We start from the raw sequence: 19,007 nt of genomic DNA on the forward strand, positions 1-19,007 counted from the left end.
CCGTACGGAAGGGCGGTCAGCGGCCGCGCCTCAGCCGTTCCGCCCAGCGGCCGACGGCCCGTCGCGGACGGCGGGGACCCGGCCGAAGCGGCCGACGCCCCTCCGTACCCGCCCGCCCGGCAACTCCCGGGCCACGTCGCCAGGGGCCGTCGGGCGACAGCACCGGCGCCTCACGTTCCGCCTGAGCCTGGATCTCCACATGCGCTTGGTGGGATGTCGCGCGGAACGCCTCCTCGTACGAAGCCAGGGCCGCGCTCATGGCCCCGCCCGCGGCGCCGCGACGGCGTACGTGCACGGCGAAGCCCGTGCAGAGCGCCAGGACGGCGGCGAAGAAAACGAACAGGATCAGAAACGGAATGATCGAGCCCATGGGAAAGAAGACTACTTGGCCGCCCGGTACCGTTCAGGTGTGATCGATTCCCGGCTCCCGCTCCTCTTCCTCGACGTGGATGGCCCTCTCCTGCCCTTCGGAGCGACCAGGGAGCAGCTTCCGGACGGGTATCCGACCTATGAGAGCGGGCACGCGCCCCGGGGAGCCGACGCGAATCCGCTGATCACCAGAATCGATCCGGCCCACGGCCCCCGCTTCGCGTCGCTCCCCTGCACGCTGGTGTGGGCCACGACGTGGATGTCGGATGCGAACGACTGCGTCGCGCCGTGGCTCGGGCTGCCGGAACTGCCGGTGGTGGACTGGCCTGAGCCGGACGGCGAGGACCCGCGGGACGGCGTGCACTGGAAGACCCACGCGCTCGTCGACTTGGCCGCCGGCCGCCCGTTCGCCTGGGTCGACGACGAGATCACCGATGCGGACCGGACGTGGGTGCGGGCGCACCACCCGGGTCCCGCGCTCCTGCACCGCGTCGATGCCCGACTGGGCCTCACGGACGCCGACTTCACCGCCCTCGACCACTGGCTGCGGGCCATGACCGACAGCCCCTGACCATGACGACCGCCGCCCACCCCACGGCGCCCCCTCAAGCCACAAAACTCTGCGGCACCTCGACCTCCCCCGCGGCCGTCCCCGTGGCCACATGGTGGGCCGCGACGGCCAGCCGGGAAGCGGCCTCTTCGGCGACGGCGCCGTTGACCGTGAACGGGAGGCGGACGAAACCCTCGAACGCGCCGTCCACGCCGAAGCGGGGGCCCGAGGGGACCCGTACGCCCAGCCGCTCCCCCGCCTCCGCGATCCGGGAGCCGGAGAGGCCACCGGTGCGGGCCCACAGGGTGAGGCCGCCGGGCGGCACGCTGAACTCCCAGTCGGGCAGGTGGCGGCGGACCGCGGCGACGATCGCGTCGCGGTTCTCGCGGGCCTGCGCGCGGCGGATCTCCACGGCCTGTTCCCAGCCGTCGCCTTCCAGGAGCGAGACGATGGCGAGCTGTTCGATGACCGGCGAGCCGAGGTCGGCGAAGGCGCGGGCGGCGACCAGGCTGCGGATGATGTCGGGGGCGGCCCGTACCCAGCCGATGCGCATCCCGGCCCAGAACGCCTTGCTGACCGAGCCGACCGTGATGACGGAGCTGCCCGCCGGGTCGAAGGCGCAGACGGAGCGGGGCAGTTCGACGTCGTCCAGGCGCAGTTCGGCCATGGTCTCGTCGGCGACCAGGACCGTGCCGGCCGCGCGGGCGGCGTCCACCAGGCGGCGGCGCTGGTCCTCGGTGGCGAGGGTGCCGGTCGGGTTGTGGAAGTCGGCGACGACGTACGCCATGCGGGGCGCCGCGTCCCGCATGACCTGCCGCCAGGCGGGGATGTCCCAGCCCGCGAGCCGGTCGGCGAGGGCGACGGGCACCAACCGGGCGCCGGCGTCGCGCATCAGCTGGAGGATGTTGGCGTACGAGGGGGAGTCGACGGCGACGCGCTCGCCGGGCCGGGTGAGCAGGCGGCAGATGGCGGCGACCGCGCCCATGGCGCCGGTGGTGACCATGATCTGTTCGGGCATGGTCGGGATGCCGCGCGCCGTGTAGCGGTCGGCGAGCGCCTGGCGGAGGGCGGGCAGCCCGGCCGGGTAGTCGCCGTGGGTGTGGGCGTACAGCGGAAGGCTCTCCATGGCGCCCTGCACGCTGCGGGTCAGCCAGGGTTCGGGGGCCGGGAGGGCGGCGCAGCCGAGGTCGATCATGGAGCCGACGGCTTCCGGCGGCAGCGGTTCCAGGCCGCGGGTGGGCAGCGGGTTCCCGGCGGGTACGGCGGTCCAGCTGCCCGAGCCGCGGCGGGACTCCAGGAAGCCCTCGGCGCGCAGCGCCTCGTATGCCGCGGCGACGGTCGTACGGCTCACGGAGAGCGCGGCGGCCAGCTCGCGTTCCGCGGGCAGGCGGGCGGCGACCGGCACGCGGCCTTCCAGGACGAGCAGGCGTACGCCGTCCGCGAGGCCGCGGTAGGCGGGGACCCGCCGGCCGGCCGGGGTGACGGTGTCGCGGGAGTCCTGCGACCGGAGCAGCCGGGCGAGTTGCGACGCGCCTACCGCTGAAGTCCACTGCGCCATCGCGAGCAGTCCACCTTTCCCGAATTGGCCATGGAACCTGATCAACTACGCGCCACAGAGTGTCATGCGTCAGTCCAATCATGCCAGGAGGGGGAAGATTTTGTTCAGCATGCGGAGTTCGGCAGCCACTGGGGAGAGCGGCGGGGAGGAGGGCGCCCGGAAGGACCGGGCGGCCGGGCGGCGGCTGCCGCGCCGCCTCGTCCACCTCTACACCGGGCTGGTCCTCTACGGCCTCAGCATGGGCCTGCAGCTGCGCGCGGGCCTCGGCCTGGAGCCGTGGAGCGTCCTCAACCAGGGCATCTCCCGCCATACGGGCCTGTCGATCGGCACCGTCACCATCGTCTCCGGCGCGCTGATCCTGCTCCTGTGGATCCCGCTGCGGCAGCGCCCCGGCCTGGGGACGGTCTCCAACGTCGTCATCCTGGGCCTGGTGATGGACGCGACGCTCGCGCTCGTACCGGACATCTCGGCCCTCGCCGTCCGCATCCCGCTGCTGATCACCGCGATACTGCTGAACGGCATGGCGACCGGGCTCTACATTTCCGCCCGCTTCGGCCCCGGGCCGCGGGACGGGCTGATGACCGGCCTGCACCACCGTACGGGCCGGCCGCTGCGCCTCGTGCGGACGTGCATCGAGGTCACCGTGCTCGCCGCCGGTTTCGCGCTCGGGGGTTCGCTGGGCGTGGGCACCGTGCTGTACGCGCTGGCCATCGGCCCGCTGGCCCAGTTCTCGCTGCGCTTCTTCACCATCGAAGGACCGGGCGGGCGGATCGTGGCGTCGTCCACGCCGGCGCCGGAGCCCGCACCGCTCCCCCACGGCTGAGTCCAACTTCGTTGCGTCGGTGCCGGTTCGTCGCCGTATGCCCCTCCCGGCGCCGGCCCCCCGACCTCCTTGCGGGCTCCCTGCCGACTGTTAGGCTCGCCGCGCCAACCACCCGCCTGAGCTGGCCTTTTACTGTCCGGCGGGTGGGCACCGACCGGAGGGAGCGCAGGGTGAAGATCGGGGTCAACATCCTCAACTACGGGGCGGACACCACCCCCGAGGGCATGGAGACGTGGGTGCGCGGCGCCGAGGAACTCGGCTACCACCTGGCGATGATCTCCGACCATGTGACCCAGCCCCCGGAGGTCGCGGACGCCTTCCCGGCCCCGTTCTACGACCCGTTCACCACGCTGGCCTGGCTCGCCGGGCGGACGACCACCATCGAGCTGGGCACCACGGTGGTGGTGCTCCCGTACCGGTACCCGCTCCAGACCGCCCGTGTGACGGCCAACCTGGACCGGTTCAGCGGCGGCCGGCTCGTGTTCGGGGTGGGCATCGGCTGGTCGCGGCAGGAGTACGAGGCGCTCGGCATCGACTTCGCGGCCCGCGGTCGGATCACCGACGAGTATCTGACCTGCATCAAGGAGCACTGGACACAGTCGGTCGTCTCCTTCCGGGGCGAGCACGCCGCGTACTCCGGCATCACCACCGGGCCCGCCCCGGTGCGCCGCCCGCACCCGCCGGTCTGGGTCGGCGGCCTCAGTGACGCCGCGCTGCGCCGTGCCGGACGCTTCGGGGACGCCTGGCACCCGTACACGCTGGGCGCGGACGCGATCCGCGAGCGGCTGCCGGTCCTGGAGGCCGCGGCGGAGGCGGCCGGCCGCCCGACGCCCGCGGTGACGCCGCGGATCGCGCTGCACCTCACGGAGCGGCCGGTGGACGCGGCGTCCCGCCTGCCGGGGCACGGGACGGTCGACCAGGTCCGCGCCGACCTGGCCGCACTGGCGGAGCTGGACGTCCCGTACGTCGTCCTCGACACGTTCCTGTCGAGCTACGCCGGGCCGGTCCCGCCGGAGGAGAGCCCCCGGCACGACCTCGCCCAGCTGGAGACCGCGGCCGAGCGGATCTTCGACCTTCCGGGAGAGACGCTGCGCTGACGGCGGGCGGGCCGGACGCGCCCCGCGTGCACCGGTACGGCCCCGTCGCCGGCCGGTCACGCCACGGACGCCGCCCCGTGGCCGGTTGCCGACGCGCCGTACACCCGCCCTGTATATCCTCTGGCCAATGCGCTCCCAGCAGTTGGCCGGCCGCGGCTTCCCCGTACGCCACCCCTATCTCGACCATCCGGTTCCGCTCGCCTTCGCCCACCGGGGCGGCGCGGCGGACGGGCTGGAGAACACCGCCGCGGCCTTCCGGCGCGCGGTGGCGCTCGGCTACCGCTACCTGGAGACCGATGTGCACGCCACGTCGGACGGCCGGCTCGTGGCCTTCCACGACGCGACGCTGGACCGGGTCACGGACAGCGGCGGCGCGATCGGCCGCCTTCCCTGGCGGGCGGTCCGCCGGGCGCGGGTGGCCGGGCGGGAGCCGCTGCCGCTCTTCGAGGAGCTGCTGGAGGAGTTTCCGCAGGCCCGCTGGAATGTCGACATCAAGGCGGAGGCGGCACTGCGGCCGCTGCTGGACCTGCTGCGCCGTACGGACGCCTGGGACCGGGTGTGTGTCGGGTCGTTCTCGGAGGCCCGGGTCGCGCGGGCGCAGCGGCTGGCCGGCCCCCGGCTGGCGACCTCGCTCGGGACGCGCGGCGTGCTGGGGCTGCGGATGCGCTCGTACGGCCGGGGCGTACCCCTGGACCGGCTGCTGGGGGCGGCGGTCCGGCGCAACGCGGTCTGTGTGCAGGTGCCGGAGCGGCAGTCCGGGATCCGGGTGGTGGATCCGCTGCTGATCCGGGCCGCGCACGTGCGGCGTTTGCAGGTGCATGTGTGGACGGTGAATGATCCGCGGCGGATGGCGGCGCTGCTGGACCTCGGGGTCGACGGGATCATGACCGATGACCTCGCGGCCCTGCGGAAGGTGCTGACCGCCCGGGACTCCTGGCCCGCCGAGTGAGGCCCGTACGCCCGGCGGAGCGGGTCCGCGCCGCTCTGACGAGCTGTTACCAGAGCCCCATGGCCCCGGCGATGGGGACCCTGATTTACGGATGGCGGCTGCGGGCCGGTAGTGTACGCCTTTGGCTCACCAGGCGGACCGTTACTGCGCGCTGAACTGTAGAAAGCGCTGGGTGACATCTGCTGCCAGATGTGACAAACCGGGCATTGGTGGGTACAACAAGGGGCGGCACGAAGGAAGGCAGCGGCGCGCAGCGCCTCCATCAGGCGGTGGTGGGCGACGGGTGGGCACATATCCCGGTATCGGGAATCTTCACCGCCGACCGGACGTTGACCGGATGACGACGACAGCGACACCTGTCCTGTGGGCGACAAGCCCGGGAGGCACGATTCATGAGTGAGCGAGCTCTTCGCGGCACGCGACTTGTGGTGACCAGCTACGAGACCGACCGCGGCATCGACCTGGCCCCGCGCCAGGCGGTGGAGTACGCATGCCAGAACGGACATCGATTCGAGATGCCGTTCTCGGTAGAGGCCGAGATTCCGTCGGAGTGGGAGTGCAAGGTATGTGGTGCACAAGCCCTCCTGGTGGATGGCGATGGCCCTGAAGAGAAGAAGGGCAAGCCCGCGCGTACGCACTGGGACATGCTCATGGAGCGGCGCACCCGCGAGGAGCTGGAGGAGGTGCTGGCCGAGCGGCTGGCCGTCCTGCGTTCCGGAACCATGAACATTGCCGTGCACCCGCGCGACAACAACAACAGTCGCAAGTCCGCCTGACGAACGGACGCACGACCGCGTACGGGCCGGGGCCACTGCACCACGCAGTGGCCCCGGCCCGTTTTCGCACCTCGGCGGCCCGGCAGGGGTGTGCGCGAGGTCACTCCCGGCCCACGGAATCATCCGGGCCGCCACAGCGCTGTACCGGTCGCGGGTGCCGGTGGGACAGTGTCCCCGGGCCTCACCATTCGCCCGTGGGGACGATCGTTCGGCTGAAGCCCCACGGAGCCTTTCGCCGAGAGGCGACCGCCATCGGTATCCGCCCTTCGGACCGCCCCGGCCAGTACCCCCGACTGGCCGGGGCTTTCTCATACGGCGGAGTGCCTCACGCATTCGTACGGCGGGGCGCCCAAACGCATCGGGCCGGGACAGGCCCAGCCGCACCGCTACGGAGTGCCACACACCGCACGCGCTGTGTGCGCCCCCGTATCCAAGGGGCCCTCCCCCGCCGTCAGTTACCGCCCCTTCAGCGCGGCAGCTGCGGGTCGTCGCGGCGCGGGGACGGCGGCTCGTCCTCGCGGATCACCTCACCCTGCACGATCTTGCCGTCCTGCTGGTGCATACGGGCCTGCTGGAAGGCATCGCCGAGCCCGCCCGGGGTGTAGCGGACCTGGCGGGTCAGCAGGCGCTCAGCGCGGCGGTGGAGCAGTTTGCGGGTGGGCGGGAAGAGGCAGAGCAGCCCGGCGGCGTCGGAGAGCAGGCCGGGGAACATCAGCAGGAGGCCGCCGAGCATGGGCAGCGTGTTGCCGCTGCCCGAGGACTTCTGCTCTTCGGGGCCGGCGGACGTCCCGGAGGCCGCGGGGCCGCCCTGCTGCACGCTCTCGGTGAGGTTCTTCCAGGCCCGGCGGCCGGCCCGCTTGATCACGTAGCCGCCCGCGACCACGCCCGCGACCAGCAGCAGAAGGACCGTCAGTCCGCCCGCCGCGTCGGCGACAAGAGTGAGCAGCCATATCTCCAGCACCACCCAGGCGGCGACGCCCAAGGGGACGAACCGGCGGGCGCGCGAGCGCTGGGGCGGGCGGGACCGGGGCGGCGGCGTGGCTGCGAACGTCATGTCTCAAGTGTGCCTGGCCCCGGCCGCCACGCCCGCCCGCGGGTCCGCCTCCCGGAGCGTTCGGGCCGTGGAGGAACACCCGCGGGTCACCCCGGCACCCTGCGGGTACGCCCCGGACGACGCAGGCCCCGCCGAATGCCTCAGGCCCCGCCGAAGACGATCAGGCAGAACTCGTTGCCCTCGGGGTCGGCGAGCACCGTGGTCGGGCAGCCCGCGTCGTCGAACGGACCGCGCAGCACCCGCGCGCCGAGCGCCGTCAGCCGGCTCAGCTCGGGTTCCATGGCCGGTACCCGCAGGTCGATGTGCATGCGGTTCTTGCCCCGCTTGGGCTCGGGCACCTCCTGGAGCAGCAGCTCGGGGTGGCGTCCGGCCGGGTCGGTCAGGGCGGTGTACGGCGGTGCCGTCCGCGTGATCCGGTAGCCGAGGGCCCGGCTCCAGAACTCCGCGAGCGTCTTCCGGTCGTCGCAGTCCAGCACCACGACGATCTCCTTCGGCGCCGCTTCGGTCATCGCGTACTCCTCTCGCTCGTACCCCTGGCCGTACGTGTGCCCCGATCGCCGCGGAACGCATGCGCCCCCGGCCGTCGGGCACCCGTACCGGACACCCTTTCCCGATTTCCCACGAGGAGGCCGAACGCGATGGACAAGCGCAGCGAGACGCCGGAGCAGGGCGGCAGCGCCATCCCCCGGGACCTGCCGGACCAGCAGGCGGACCCGCGGGACGCCCCGGACCCCTGGGAGGGCCGCAGCCCCGACGAGGGGGACGACGAGGAGGAGCACACGGACGTCCCCGACACCGATGTCTCCGGTACGGGCCGCCGCGGCGCGCCGCGCTCACACGACGTGCAGACCGACGAGCCGACCCCGGACGAGCCCGCCGACTGATGCGGACCGCGGACCGCCCCCGCGGGCCCGGCCGCCGTGCCCGCGGGGACGCACCGTCCCCGCGAGGCGCGCGGTTCGGCTTCCGGCCCGGTCTACAGCTCCCGGAGCGCGGGCAGCAGCTTCTTGCCGGCCCAGTCGAAGAATTCCCGCTGGTGGTCGCCGCCGACCTGGACGACGGCGACCTCGTCGAAGCCGGCCTCCGCGTACGGGCGCACCGCCTCGACGAAGTCGTCCACGTTGTCGCCGCAGGGAATGGTCTCGGCGACGTCCTCCGGCCGTACGAACTGGGTGGCCCCGGCGAATCCCTCCGGGTCCGGCAGCTCGGAGTTGACCTTCCAGCCGCCGGCGAACCAGCGGAACTGGTCGTGGGCGCGCTTCACGGCGGCGTCCCGGTCGGGGTCGTAGCAGATGGGCAGCTGGCCGACGCGCGGCTTGCCCTTGCCGCCGTGCTTCTCGAAGGAGCTGATCAGCTCGCCCTTCGGCTCGGTCGCGATGACCAGGTCGGCGAGGCGGCCGGCGATCTCGCAGGACCGCTCCCCCGAGACGGCAACGCCGATCGGCGGAGCCTGCTCGGGCAGGTCCCAGAGTTTGGCGGCGTCCACCTCGAAGTGGTTGCCGTGGTAGGTGACCTTGCCGCCGTCGAAGAGCGCCCGGATGATCTCCAGGGCTTCGGTGAGCATCTCGTGGCGGGTGTTCTTGCCCGGCCAGCCGTGCCCGACGACGTGCTCGTTCAGGTTCTCGCCCGCGCCCAGCCCGAGCCGGAAGCGGCCCTCGGAGAGCAGCTGCATGGTCGCGGCCTTCTGCGCGACGACGGCGGGGTGGTAGCGCACGGTCGGGCAGGTCACGTACGTCATCAGCGGGATGCGGGAGGTGGCCTGCGCCGCGGCGCCCAGGACGCTCCAGGCGTATGGGGCGTGGCCCTGGGAGGTCAGCCACGGCGCGTAGTGGTCGGAGGTCACCGAGAAGTCGAAGCCGGTTTCCTCGGCCCGGACGACGTGGTCGACGAGATCACGCGGGCCCGCTTGCTCTGTCATCATCGTGTAGCCGATTTGCACCATATGCCGCGAGTTTCCCGATCATGCGACCGCAAAACTCGGCCTCGCAATGATCACCGGCGGGGCCCGGCCACTCCGCCCGACCGGCCTAGCATGTGCTTCCGCGAACCTCCGGACCACGCGTACCCAGCGGCGGGCGGGGGCGCGACGGCCCCCGCCGCCCCGCTCAGCGCCCGCGAAGCTTGTTGACCCGCGAGCCGACGCCCCAGCCGGTGACCCGCCACAGGGCCTCCACGACGATGTCCTTGCTCATCTTGCTGTCGCCGCGCTCGCGCTCGACGAAGGTGATGGGGACCTCGACGACGTGGAAGCCGCTCTCGACGGCGCGGCGGGCCAGGTCGACCTGGAAGCAGTAGCCCTGCGAGGAGACCTCGTCCAGGCCGAGCCCTTCCAGGGTCTCCTTGCGGAAGGCGCGGTAGCCGCCGGTGACGTCGCGCAGCGGTACGTCCAGCATGGCGCGGCAGTACGTGCTGCCGCCGCGGGAGAGGTACTCGCGGTGCTTGGGCCAGTTCACCACCCGGCCGCCGGGCACCCAGCGGGAGCCGAGCACGAGGTCGGCGCCCTTGAGGGCGGTGAGCAGCCGGGGCAGCTCCTCGGGGCGGTGGGAGCCGTCGGCGTCCATCTCCACCAGGACGCCGAAGCCGTGCTCGATGCCCCACCGGAAGCCCGCCAGGTAGGCGGCGCCGAGCCCTTCCTTGCCCTTGCGGTGCAGCACCTGGACGTGGTCGTCCGCCGCCGCCAGCTCGTCGGCGATCTTGCCCGTGCCGTCCGGGCTGTTGTCGTCCGCGACGAGGATGTGCGCCTCCGGCACGGCGGACCGTACCCGCGAGACGATCGGCTTGATGTTCTCCGCCTCGTTGTACGTCGGAATGATCACCAAGGTGGTCCCGAGCGGACCGTACTTCCGCTGACCGCCGTCTGTCACTGCTGCCCCTTCTCGTCCTTGCTACGCCCGCGCCGGCCCACGACTGCCGCGGCGACGCAGGACAGAAGCCCCACGATAGCGAGCGCCCACTCCGGAACGGCACCGACGCGGTCGGCGACGGTCTTTTCGTCACGCAGGGGGAGGCTCGCCCGCAACACCCCTTGGGTGAACTCCGGGATCTTGTGGGTGACCGTACCGTCGGGGGCCACCACCGCGCTGATGCCGCTGGTGGCCGCCGTGACGACGGCACGGCCGTGTTCGACGGCGCGCAGTTTGGACATGGCCAGCTGCTGTTCCGGCTGTCCGGTGCGGCCGTAGGTGGCGTTGTTGGTCTGTACGACGAGCGCGCGGGCGCCCGCGTTCACCGTGTCGTGGACGATTTCGTCGTAGGCGACCTCGAAGCAGATGACGTCGCCGAGCCGGGCGGGGCCGACCGCGAGCACCCCGGTGCGGTCGCCGGGGTAGAAGTCGCGCGGCACCCGCTGGAACCGGGTGATGACCTTGCTGAGCTGCTCGCGGAAGGGCACGTACTCGCCGAACGGCACCGGGTGCTGCTTGGTGTACGAGGCGCCGGGGCCTTTCACCGGGTCCCACACGATGCCCTGGTTGAAGACATAGCCGGGCTTGTCCGGGTGGTCGACGAGGGCGCCGACGAGAACCGGCACGCCGATCGACTTGACCGCCGCTTCGATGCGGTCGTACGCCTGCGGGTAGCGGAACGGGTCCAGATCCGAGGCGTTCTCGGGCCAGATCACCAGGTCGGGCTTCTTCGCCTTGCCCGCCTTCACATCGGCGGCCAGTTTCTCCGTCGCCGTGGCGTGGTTGTCCAGGATCTTCATCGGGCGGCCGAGGAAGTCCATGCCGGGCTTTTGCACGTTGCCCTGGACGATGGCGATGTCGACGCGGTCGTCCGCGCCGGTGTGCACCGGCACCAGCAGCCCGGACACCGACACCGCGGCGGCCAGTCCGACCGCCTCCACCGCGGGCAGCGCCGCCCGCACCGGCCTTCCCTTCCCGCGCAGCCGCCACAGGACGACGGCCGCGGCGGCCAGCAGCGAGCCGCTGAGGGCGACGGCGAAGGTCACCAGCGGCGCGCCGCCCAGGGCCGCGAGCGGCGTGAAGGGCGAGCCGGTGTTGGCGAAGGCGAGCCGCCCCCACGGGAAGCCGCCGAAGGGGACGCGGTCGCGCGCCCACTCCTCGGTGACCCACAGACAGGCGGCCCACACCGGCCCGTACTTCAGGCGGGAGGTACGGGCGAGCCCCGCGCCCAGCAGGGCCACGTACAGGGCCTGCACCAGGGCCAGTCCGAACACCGCGTCCCAGCCGACGACGTGCAGCCACTTCAGCAGCAGGAAGAAGAACGGCAGCCCGAAGGCGAAGCCCGTCCAGGCGCCCTGCCGGGCCGTCCGGCCGCGCGTGAGCAGGCCGAGGGCCGCGACGCCGACGAGGGACAGCGGCCACAGGTCGTACGGCGGGAAGGCCAGCGCGAGGACGAGGCCGCCGAGGACGGCGATTGCCGTGCGCGGCGCCTCGCGGCGGACCAGCGCCGCGAACCGGCGGCCACGTCCGCGCCGGGCCGGCGCGTCGGTATCGGAGCCCGATGGCACGGTCCCGGCCTTCCTTGCAGGTCGTGCGGTGGTGTCGGGCACGGTCGGCCTTCCTTGCAGGTCGTGCGGTGGTCAGCAGACCGTACAACGGTGCCGTGGAATTGCGGACCGGGGGTGCGTGCGGGTATAAGCTCCGCCGCCCGGCGTAGGCGGCCGGGGACCGGCGCACCGCCGTGAGATGCGGAACGGGGCGCGTCAGCGGGCGGCGTGGACCGGATCGGGACGCGCGCTCGTGCGCTGCGGATCGGGGCCCGGTGCCCTTCGGGCCGACCTGGGACCCGCTGGCTGCGGGTCGACCTGAAGCCGTTGTCTACTGAGCAACCGGGCCCCACCCGGGTCGCACCTTCTCCCTGGCCCTTGACGAGCAGGGAGGGACCCCCATCCGGCCGAAACCTTCCGTCGTCCCCGTGCCGCAGGGGCTGGACCTGGCTCCCAGTGGCGGTGTGCCGGTGCGGCACCCCGTCCCATGGCCCAGTTGCGTTCGACGACCGCGCGGAGGTCTCCCGGTCTGACGTCCTGTGGTGGACCCGGCCGAACCTACCGGCCGCCGACCGTCTGCTGTCAACAGTTGCCCGGCCTGCGTGGTTTTCGCGTCGCCCCAGGCCGGCGCCCGCTCTCCCAGGTGGGGCGGGCGCCCGCGGGCGCATTCCGCCGCGGCACGCGCCCCCGTGAAGTCACTCGTTCGGCCGTCCGTACACCGTGCGACCGCCGACCACCGTCCGCAGGCATACGGGCAGGTCCCGGCCGGGCGTGAGGTCGGGCAGGCCGGGGGTGCCGGAGCGGGGGTCGGTGGACCAGCGTTCGACGCGCTCGTCGGGGGCCTGGACGACCAGGTCGCCGGTGCGCCAGACCGCGTAGTCGGCGGGCGCGCCGGGCACCAGGACGCCCGCGTCGTCGCGGCCGATGGCGCGCCAGCCGCCGCGGGTGTGCGCGGTGAACGCGGCGCGCGCGGAGATGCCGTGCTCGCGGGTGCGGTGGAAGACCGCGGCGCGCAGGGTGCCCCACGGGTTCAGCGGGGTGACGGGGCTGTCGGAGCCGAGGGCGAGCGGCACGCCGGCGCGCAGCAGGGCGGCGTACGGGTTGAGGGTGCGGGCGCGTTCGGCGCCCAGGCGGGCGGCGTACATGCCGTCCTCGCCGCCCCAGGCCGCGTCGAAGGCGGGCTGTACGGAGGCGGTCAGCGCGAATTCGGCGAACGCGGCGATGGTGGCCCCGGTGAGCATCTCGGCGTGCTCGACGCGGTGCCGGGCGGCCCGGACGCGGGCCAGGCCGACCCGGTCGGCGGCGGCCCGTACGCCGTCGGTGACGGCGGTCAGCGCGGCGTCGCCGATGGCGTGGAAACCGGCCTGGAGCCCGGCCTCGGTGCAGGCTGCCACATGCGCCGCGACGGCGTGGGCGTCCAAGTGGGCAGTTCCGGTGTGGTCCGCGTCGGCGTACGGGGCGTGCAGGTGGGCGGTGTGCGAGCCGAGGGAGCCGTCGGCGAACAGGTCGCCGGCCGCGCCGATGGCGCCGAGCTCCCTGATCCGGTCGGCGTCCTTTGCGTTGGTGACGGTCTCCGCCCAGTAGCCGACGACGCGCGGCCCGGGCTCGCGCGCGGCGCGCGCCAGCAGGGCGGTGAAGTCGTCCTCGCTGGAGATGTCGGGTCCGGCGCACTCATGGAGGCTGCCGATGCCCAGCGACGCCGCGTGTGCGAGGGCCGCCGCCTGGGCGGCGTCGCGCTGCGCGGGAGTGACGGTGGCGTGCGCGGCGGCCCGTACGGCGTGGTGCGCGGCGCCGGTCAGCGGCTGCTCGGCGTGGAATCCGGGCAGGTCGCGGAGGCCGGGGACGAGGTCGAGGAGGGCGGTGGTGACGACCGCGGAGTGCACGTCCACCCGGGTCAGGTAGAGCGGCCGGCCGCCGGTGGCGGCGTCCAGTTCGGCGCGGGAAGGCGGCCGGCCCTCGGGCCAGGCGGTGGCGTCCCAGCCGTGTCCCAGCAGGACCCGGTCCGCCGGGCGGGCCGCGGCGTACTCCCGTACGCGGGCCAGCGCGTCGGGGAGCGTACGGGCGCCGGACAGGTCCAGGCCGGTGAGCGCGAGGCCGGTGGCCGTCGTGTGCACATGTGCGTCCGTGAACGCCGGGGTGACGAGTGCGCCGTCGAGGTGCACCACCTCGTCCACGCCGTCGGCGAAGGAGTCGGCGGCGCCTTCCTCGCCGACCCAGGCGATGCTGTCGCCCTCGACCACCATGGCCGTGGCGAACGGGTCGGCGGGGCTGTGCACCTCCCCGCCGCGCAGCAGGACGGTACGGGGCCGGGCCGGGTCGGGGGTGCGCTCACTCATAGCGGACAGTTTGGCCCCTGGGCGCGGCTGCCCCGCACGCGGGGTCGGGATCGTGCCGCGGGCGTACAGGCGTGGCGCACGCCGCCTTCGCGCGCGCCCTGACGCCCCCGGGCGCTCCACAACGCCCCAGGGCGCGCCGCTCCGCCTCAGATACGGGGCGGCCGGGCCTCGTACGGCGTGGACAGCACCACCGTGGTGCGCGTGGAAACCCCGGCCAGGGTGCGGATGCGGGTCAGCAGGTGCTCCAGCTCCAAAGGTGTGGCCACCCGCACTTTGAGGATGTAGTTCTCGTCGCCCGCCACGCTGTGGCACGCCTCCAGCTCGGGCACCTCGGCCAGGCGGTCGGCGATGTCGTCCGGAGCGCTGGGGTCGAAGGGTTTCACCGAGATGAAAGCGGTGAGCGGCAGCCCCACCGCCTCCGGGTCCACGATCGCGGCATAGCCGCGGATCACACCGCGCTGTTCCAGGCGGCGCACCCGCTGGTGCACCGCCGAGGTCGACAGGCCGGTGGCCTTGCCCAGGTCGGTGTAGCTCATCCGCCCGTCCTTGACGAGCAGCTCCACGATTTGTCGGTCCAGCTCCTCCACGCGATCAACCTACTGTGCTCGGGCGTATGTGCGCACCGTACGCCGGATCGTGGACGCGTCCGCGCGGGGCGTGTGACCAATGCCACACGCGTGACCCCGTATCCCTCAGGGCTCGGCGATTATGCGCGGGGCATGGGGGGAATTGCTGCTGTTGGCCGGAGCCGCCCGTCACAGGAAGCCGGCGGCCCGCGCGGCCCACCCGAGGGGGAACAACATCATGCGACGTCAGAAGACCGATTCAGCGCCGCTCAGCCACGACGTCCAGGAGGGCGACAGTCTCGTCCTCGCGGCCGAGGACGAGCTCGACGACTCCTTCGAGACCATGGAGATCTTCCGGGTGACGTGCCCGGACTGCGCCCAGCCGATCGCGCTGCTCGCGGACGAGGACATCCTTCCCGAGCACGCACTGTGCCCCACGCCGTGGAACCCCTTCTGCCTGACGGTGTGCGAGGGCTCCGGGCGGCCGGTCTCCGACGCGCCCGCGACGGACGACTCGCTCCGTGCCCAGGAGCAGGACGCCGCGGTGCTGCTGACCCTCCCGGAGGGCCTGGACTGGCGCCGGCAGCCGTTCTCGCACGTGGGCGGCCCGGGCACGCGCCCGACGCGGGTGCCGCGGATGCGCCGGCCCTGAACCCGGACGGCGCGGGGACGTTCCTCACCAGTAGCGGCCTTCGATCATCGCCTCCAGCGCGGCCCGGTGCATGATCAGTGCGTCCGGGTCGGCCGGCGCGGGCATCTCGCCGAAGTGGACCTGCCGGTAGGCCACGCGCAGCATGACGATCGCGTGCCGCAGGGCCGCGTAGAGGGTGTGGAAGTCCATGGCGCGCGGGGTGTGGCCGGTGAGCCGGGCGTAGCGCTCCTCGACGCGGTCGCGGCGCAGGAGGCCGGGCAGCCCCCGCTGCCCGCCGCTCACCGCCAGGTCCTGGAAGAACCGGTGCAGGTAGATCATCCAGCCGAGGTCGAGTTCACGCGGACCGGGGGCCGCCATTTCCCAGTCCAGTACGGCCGCGGTCCTGAACCCGTCGTAGACGATGTTGCCGATGCGGGCGTCGCCCCAGGTCAGCACGGCGTCGCCCGGGCCGTCGGCCTCCGCTGGCCAATGATCCGCCAGCCAGGCGAAGCCGCGCTCGATCAGCGGTGACGGCTCGCGCCCCGCGACGACCCAGGCGTAGTACGCGCGTTGGGCCGCCACATGTCGCCGCAGCGCACTCCCGTGGCCGGGCAGGGCGAGGAACTGTGTCTCCTTTGCGGGCACTTGGTCATGGATCCGGGCGAGGACCGAGACCGTGTCCGCTTCCAGTGCGGTGCGCTCCGCGTCAGTGGCGGTGTGCAGCCAGCTCCCTTCGTACGTGTACGGCATGACGTCCGGCGGCACGCGGCCCTCCACGCGCTCCATCACGAAGAACGGCGCGCCCAGCGGCTCCGGGTCCTCTTCGAGCCAGAGGGTGCGCGGCACCGGCACGTCCGTGTGCTCGGCGACCAGGCGCATCGTGCGGTACTGCCGGGCCATGTCATAGGTGGGGAATACCGTGTAAGCGGCGGGGTCGGCGGCGAGGCGCAGCGCGCAGGAGCGGACGGGCGGACGGGGGTGGTCGATGTCGAAGAGCAGGGTTTCGCTGGACATGCCGTTGGAGGCGGGGACGGTCGCGGCGACCGCCCGCGCGCCGGGCAGGCGGGTGCTCAGCCAGGCGGACAGACGCCGGGTGACTTCCCCGGGGTCGCGGGTGGTGGTGCGGGGCCGGGGTGTGCTGCTCATGACCGGTCCTCGCGCGGCTGCGTGGTGGTGGGCCGGGGCCGGGGAGCGGCCGGCCGGGCCGGTGCCGTGTCGCCGTAGCCGGTGAAGCCGCTGGGGTCGTGGCGGCCGAAGCTGCCGTGCTCGAAGATCCCGTATCCGGTGCGTCCTTCGAGGGTGAAGCGGGCCGCGTGGTCGGTGACGCCGTAGGCGGCAAGCGGATGGGCGGCGGGGTCGCCGAGGTCGTAGGTGCGGCGGTCGGTCCAGCCGCGTCCGCGCCAGGTGCCGTGCTGCCAGTCGTCGGCGGGCGGATAGCCCGCGCCGACGGCCAGCGGTGAGGAGGTGAGGATCTCGGCGGCGAGTTCGAGGGGCTTGCGGGCCGGGTCGGTGAGGTGCAGCACGGCCCGCTCGGGCTGCCGGGTCCCCGCCCGGTAGGTGATGTCGGCGTAGGGCCAGCCGAGTTGGACGTCGGGGACGCCGTCGCGGACGAGCAGCGCCTCGTTGAGCGTACGGTGCCCGTCGGCGTCCTCCTGGACGATGACCATCACGAACCGGTCGTCGAAGCGGACCGGGCACCAGATCCAGTGGAAGCCCTCGGGCCGTGCCTCCTCGGCGGCGCGCCCGCCGTCCTCGCCGGGGATCGGCCGCACGCCCCAGCTGCGGTCGCGGGTGCCGGTCCACTCCCCCGCCGTGACGGCCAGTTCCGTACCGGCGGCCCGTACGGTGCCGGTACAGGTGCCGGCCTGCACGAACCGGCGGCCCTCCAGGGTGAGCCGCCCGCCGCGGTACTGCGTGTGGTGCGGTTCCCAGACGGCGGGGAAGGCGGCGTGCCATTCGAGGTCGTAGGAGAGCCCGCCGGGGTCGGCCGGGTCGGCATCGCAGCGCAGCCGGAGCCGTTCGAGGGGCCGATCGACGGTGATGGACAGCGGGCCGACGGTGAGCGCGAGGCGGTCGTCGCCCAGCGCGTCGGAGGCGCGTACGGCGTGCAGGCGGTCGCCGAGCCGGAGGGTGGCATAGGCGTCGATGACACCGGTGTTGGGATAGACGCCGAGGCCGGCGATGAGCAGCGCGCGGCCGGTGTGGTCCAGGACATGGAAGATGCAGCGGTCGTAGGCGTTGCGGTCGCCGGTGGCGACGTGCCGCATGGACAGCGGCACTTGGTGGATCGGGTACTCGTCGAGCCCGATCGGGCGGTCGGTCACGGGACACCTCCTGGACGCGCGGGCACACGGCCCGATGGCCGCGGCGGACACCGGGCCGACGCCGTAGGGCCGTTTCTGCAAATGGATTTGACGGTACGTCAGGAGTACGCGCGGAACCATAGCCGTACCCGCCCGAGGACGTGAAGGGCACCCGCGGCACCCCGACACCGCTCCCCGCCGCCGCAGGGGCGCGGGCACGGCGGCCCGGCTCCGCTGTACGGCGTACACGGCACCGTAGAGTGGGGCGCGAAGGTCATCACGGACGCCGGGGAAGCGGCGGCGACGCAACGAGGGGGACACCATGACGACGGCAAGCTCCGTACCGGACCCGAGCGGCCTGCACTGCCTGCGCTGCGGCCTGGAGGTCAGGGGCTTCGCCGGCTGCCCCCGGTGCGCGGCCGACGGGATCGGCGCCAACGCGATGCCGCCGCTCGCCGACCTGGACGGCCTGGAGCTGGCCGGATATCCGGGCGGGCCGTGGGGCTGGCCGGAGACGCTGCCGGTCAGCGGCTCGCCGGTGACGCTCGGCGAGGGCGGCACCCCGAACATACGGCTGCGCACCGACCCGGCCGCGCTCGGTGACGGACGCGCGCCCGAGTGCGGCAGCGAGTTGTGGGTCAAGTACGAGGGCGGCAACCCGACCGGCTCGCACAAGGACCGGGCGATGGCGGTGGGCGTGGCCGCGGCGGTGGAGACCGGCGCCGACACGGTGTGCGCCGCGTCGTCCGGCAACGCGGGCGCCGCGGCGGCCGCCTACGCGGGCCGGGCCGGGCTGCGGTGCGTGGTCTTCACCACCGAGAGCGTGCCGTCGGCGCTGGCCGCGCAGATCGATCTGCTGGGCGCCGAGCAGGTGCGGTGCGCGGGCGGCTTCCCGGAGCGCAACGCCGCGATGGCGCAGGCCGTGGCGGAACACGGCTGGTACCCCCTGACCAGCTACTCCTCGCCGTCACCCGGCGGCAATCCGTATGCCAACGAGGGCTACAAGTCGGTCGCGTACGAGCTGGCGCGGGACTTCGCGGGGCGGCGGATCGGCGCGGTGGTCGTGCCGACCAGCCGCGCGGACCTGCTGGCCGGGATCGAGCGCGGCTTCCGCGAACTGGCGGCGGCCGGCCTGGTGTCCGCGGCGCCGCGGATGATCGCCGCCGAACCCGCGGGGGCGGCTCCCTTCACCGCCGCGCTGCGCCACGCCGACCGCGCGGCCCAGGAGCGCACGCGCGTGGAGAGCCACCCCACCGCCGCCTTCTCGCTCGGCGAGAACAGCCCGTGCTGGCAAGGGCTGGACGCGCTGTGGCGGTCCGGCGGCACGGCCGTCGCCGTGGCGGAGAAGGAGTTCCTGGCCGAACAGCACCGCCTCGCCCAGCAGGGCCTGCTGCTGGAGGCGTCGTCCGCCGTCGCGGTGTCCGTGGCCCGCCGGATGCTGCGCGAGCGGCCGGAGCCGGTCGTGGCGATCGGTACGGCGACGGGCATGAAGGGGCTGGGCCCGGCGGAGTGAGCGGCGGACGGCCTCCCGCCCGCCGCTTCCGC

General features: G+C 73.4%; 18 protein-coding genes. 8 read left to right on the top strand and 10 right to left on the bottom strand.

The window, feature by feature from the left end; all coding sequences use genetic code 11:
* Positions 1-409 precede the first annotated feature (409 nt).
* The gene (locus tag CP984_RS01100) at positions 410-940 is read left to right on the top strand and encodes an HAD domain-containing protein (RefSeq protein ID WP_030191251.1); all 531 of its coding nucleotides are present in this window, start codon (positions 410-412) and stop codon (positions 938-940) included.
* A gap of 34 nt (positions 941-974) precedes the next feature.
* Here CP984_RS01100 and CP984_RS01105 read toward each other — a convergent pair whose 3' ends face one another.
* A complete protein-coding gene (locus CP984_RS01105; protein ID WP_003985003.1) occupies positions 975-2,477 on the bottom strand; it encodes an SCO1417 family PLP biosynthesis transcription factor in 1,503 nt (500 codons plus the stop codon).
* A 109-nt stretch (positions 2,478-2,586) separates the two neighbouring features.
* Here CP984_RS01105 and yczE point away from each other — a divergent pair, with 109 nt between their 5' ends.
* The 4 genes from yczE (at position 2,587) to CP984_RS01125 (ending at position 6,122) form a co-directional block, all read left to right on the top strand.
* Positions 2,587-3,300 (top strand): membrane protein YczE, encoded by a 714-nt coding sequence (gene yczE, locus CP984_RS01110; RefSeq protein WP_226048583.1) that lies wholly within the window; start codon positions 2,587-2,589, stop codon positions 3,298-3,300.
* Positions 3,301-3,470: 170 nt separating this feature from the next.
* Positions 3,471-4,397 (top strand): LLM class F420-dependent oxidoreductase, encoded by a 927-nt coding sequence (locus CP984_RS01115; protein ID WP_003985001.1) that lies wholly within the window; start codon positions 3,471-3,473, stop codon positions 4,395-4,397.
* 127 nt (positions 4,398-4,524) lie between these two features.
* The gene (locus tag CP984_RS01120) at positions 4,525-5,346 is read left to right on the top strand and encodes a glycerophosphodiester phosphodiesterase family protein (RefSeq protein ID WP_003985000.1); all 822 of its coding nucleotides are present in this window, start codon (positions 4,525-4,527) and stop codon (positions 5,344-5,346) included.
* Positions 5,347-5,738: 392 nt separating this feature from the next.
* Entirely contained in the window at positions 5,739-6,122 is a 384-nt protein-coding gene (locus tag CP984_RS01125) for an RNA polymerase-binding protein RbpA (RefSeq protein WP_003984999.1), read from the top strand.
* 466 nt (positions 6,123-6,588) lie between these two features.
* Here the strand turns inward: CP984_RS01125 and fxsA are convergent, their stop codons facing one another.
* Positions 6,589-7,176: an FxsA family membrane protein gene (gene fxsA / locus CP984_RS01130; protein WP_003984998.1), complete on the bottom strand. Its 588-nt coding sequence runs from the start codon at positions 7,174-7,176 to the stop codon at positions 6,589-6,591.
* 140 nt (positions 7,177-7,316) lie between these two features.
* On the bottom strand, positions 7,317-7,685 hold the full coding sequence (locus CP984_RS01135) for a VOC family protein (protein WP_003984997.1): 369 nt from the start codon (positions 7,683-7,685) through the stop codon (positions 7,317-7,319).
* Between the two features lie 129 nt (positions 7,686-7,814).
* Between CP984_RS01135 and CP984_RS01140 the strand changes: the two genes are divergently transcribed.
* Positions 7,815-8,060: a hypothetical protein gene (locus CP984_RS01140; RefSeq protein WP_003984996.1), complete on the top strand. Its 246-nt coding sequence runs from the start codon at positions 7,815-7,817 to the stop codon at positions 8,058-8,060.
* A 92-nt stretch (positions 8,061-8,152) separates the two neighbouring features.
* On the opposite strand, the gene CP984_RS01145 is transcribed toward CP984_RS01140, so the two are convergent.
* From CP984_RS01145 to CP984_RS01165, 5 genes are all read right to left on the bottom strand, one after another.
* On the bottom strand, positions 8,153-9,118 hold the full coding sequence (locus tag CP984_RS01145) for an LLM class F420-dependent oxidoreductase (protein ID WP_003984995.1): 966 nt from the start codon (positions 9,116-9,118) through the stop codon (positions 8,153-8,155).
* A 163-nt stretch (positions 9,119-9,281) separates the two neighbouring features.
* On the bottom strand, positions 9,282-10,040 hold the full coding sequence (locus CP984_RS01150; RefSeq protein WP_003984994.1) for a polyprenol monophosphomannose synthase: 759 nt from the start codon (positions 10,038-10,040) through the stop codon (positions 9,282-9,284).
* Positions 10,037-11,647: an apolipoprotein N-acyltransferase gene (gene lnt / locus CP984_RS01155; RefSeq protein ID WP_003984993.1), complete on the bottom strand. Its 1,611-nt coding sequence runs from the start codon at positions 11,645-11,647 to the stop codon at positions 10,037-10,039. The genes CP984_RS01150 and lnt overlap by 4 nt, the downstream gene beginning before the upstream one ends.
* Before the next feature lie 674 nt (positions 11,648-12,321).
* Positions 12,322-13,962: an amidohydrolase gene (locus CP984_RS01160; RefSeq protein WP_030185343.1), complete on the bottom strand. Its 1,641-nt coding sequence runs from the start codon at positions 13,960-13,962 to the stop codon at positions 12,322-12,324.
* Positions 13,963-14,108: 146 nt separating this feature from the next.
* Positions 14,109-14,549, bottom strand: a complete 441-nt coding sequence (locus tag CP984_RS01165; RefSeq protein ID WP_003984197.1) for an Lrp/AsnC family transcriptional regulator — start codon at positions 14,547-14,549, stop codon at positions 14,109-14,111.
* Between the two features lie 217 nt (positions 14,550-14,766).
* On the opposite strand from CP984_RS01165, the gene CP984_RS01170 reads away from it, so the two are divergent.
* Positions 14,767-15,180, top strand: a complete 414-nt coding sequence (locus tag CP984_RS01170; protein WP_003984196.1) for a hypothetical protein — start codon at positions 14,767-14,769, stop codon at positions 15,178-15,180.
* A 24-nt stretch (positions 15,181-15,204) separates the two neighbouring features.
* Here the strand turns inward: CP984_RS01170 and CP984_RS01175 are convergent, their stop codons facing one another.
* The gene (locus CP984_RS01175) at positions 15,205-16,305 is read right to left on the bottom strand and encodes a phosphotransferase family protein (protein ID WP_003984194.1); all 1,101 of its coding nucleotides are present in this window, start codon (positions 16,303-16,305) and stop codon (positions 15,205-15,207) included.
* Positions 16,302-17,483: a hypothetical protein gene (locus CP984_RS01180; protein WP_003984192.1), complete on the bottom strand. Its 1,182-nt coding sequence runs from the start codon at positions 17,481-17,483 to the stop codon at positions 16,302-16,304. The genes CP984_RS01175 and CP984_RS01180 overlap by 4 nt, the downstream gene beginning before the upstream one ends.
* 301 nt (positions 17,484-17,784) lie before the next feature.
* On the opposite strand from CP984_RS01180, the gene CP984_RS01185 reads away from it, so the two are divergent.
* Positions 17,785-18,975, top strand: coding sequence for a pyridoxal-phosphate dependent enzyme (locus CP984_RS01185; protein ID WP_003984191.1), 1,191 nt, complete (start codon positions 17,785-17,787; stop codon positions 18,973-18,975).
* The last annotated feature ends 32 nt before the right edge of the window (positions 18,976-19,007 follow it).

Source organism: Streptomyces rimosus (assembly GCF_008704655.1).
In the GTDB taxonomy this organism is placed as follows: domain Bacteria; phylum Actinomycetota; class Actinomycetes; order Streptomycetales; family Streptomycetaceae; genus Streptomyces; species Streptomyces rimosus.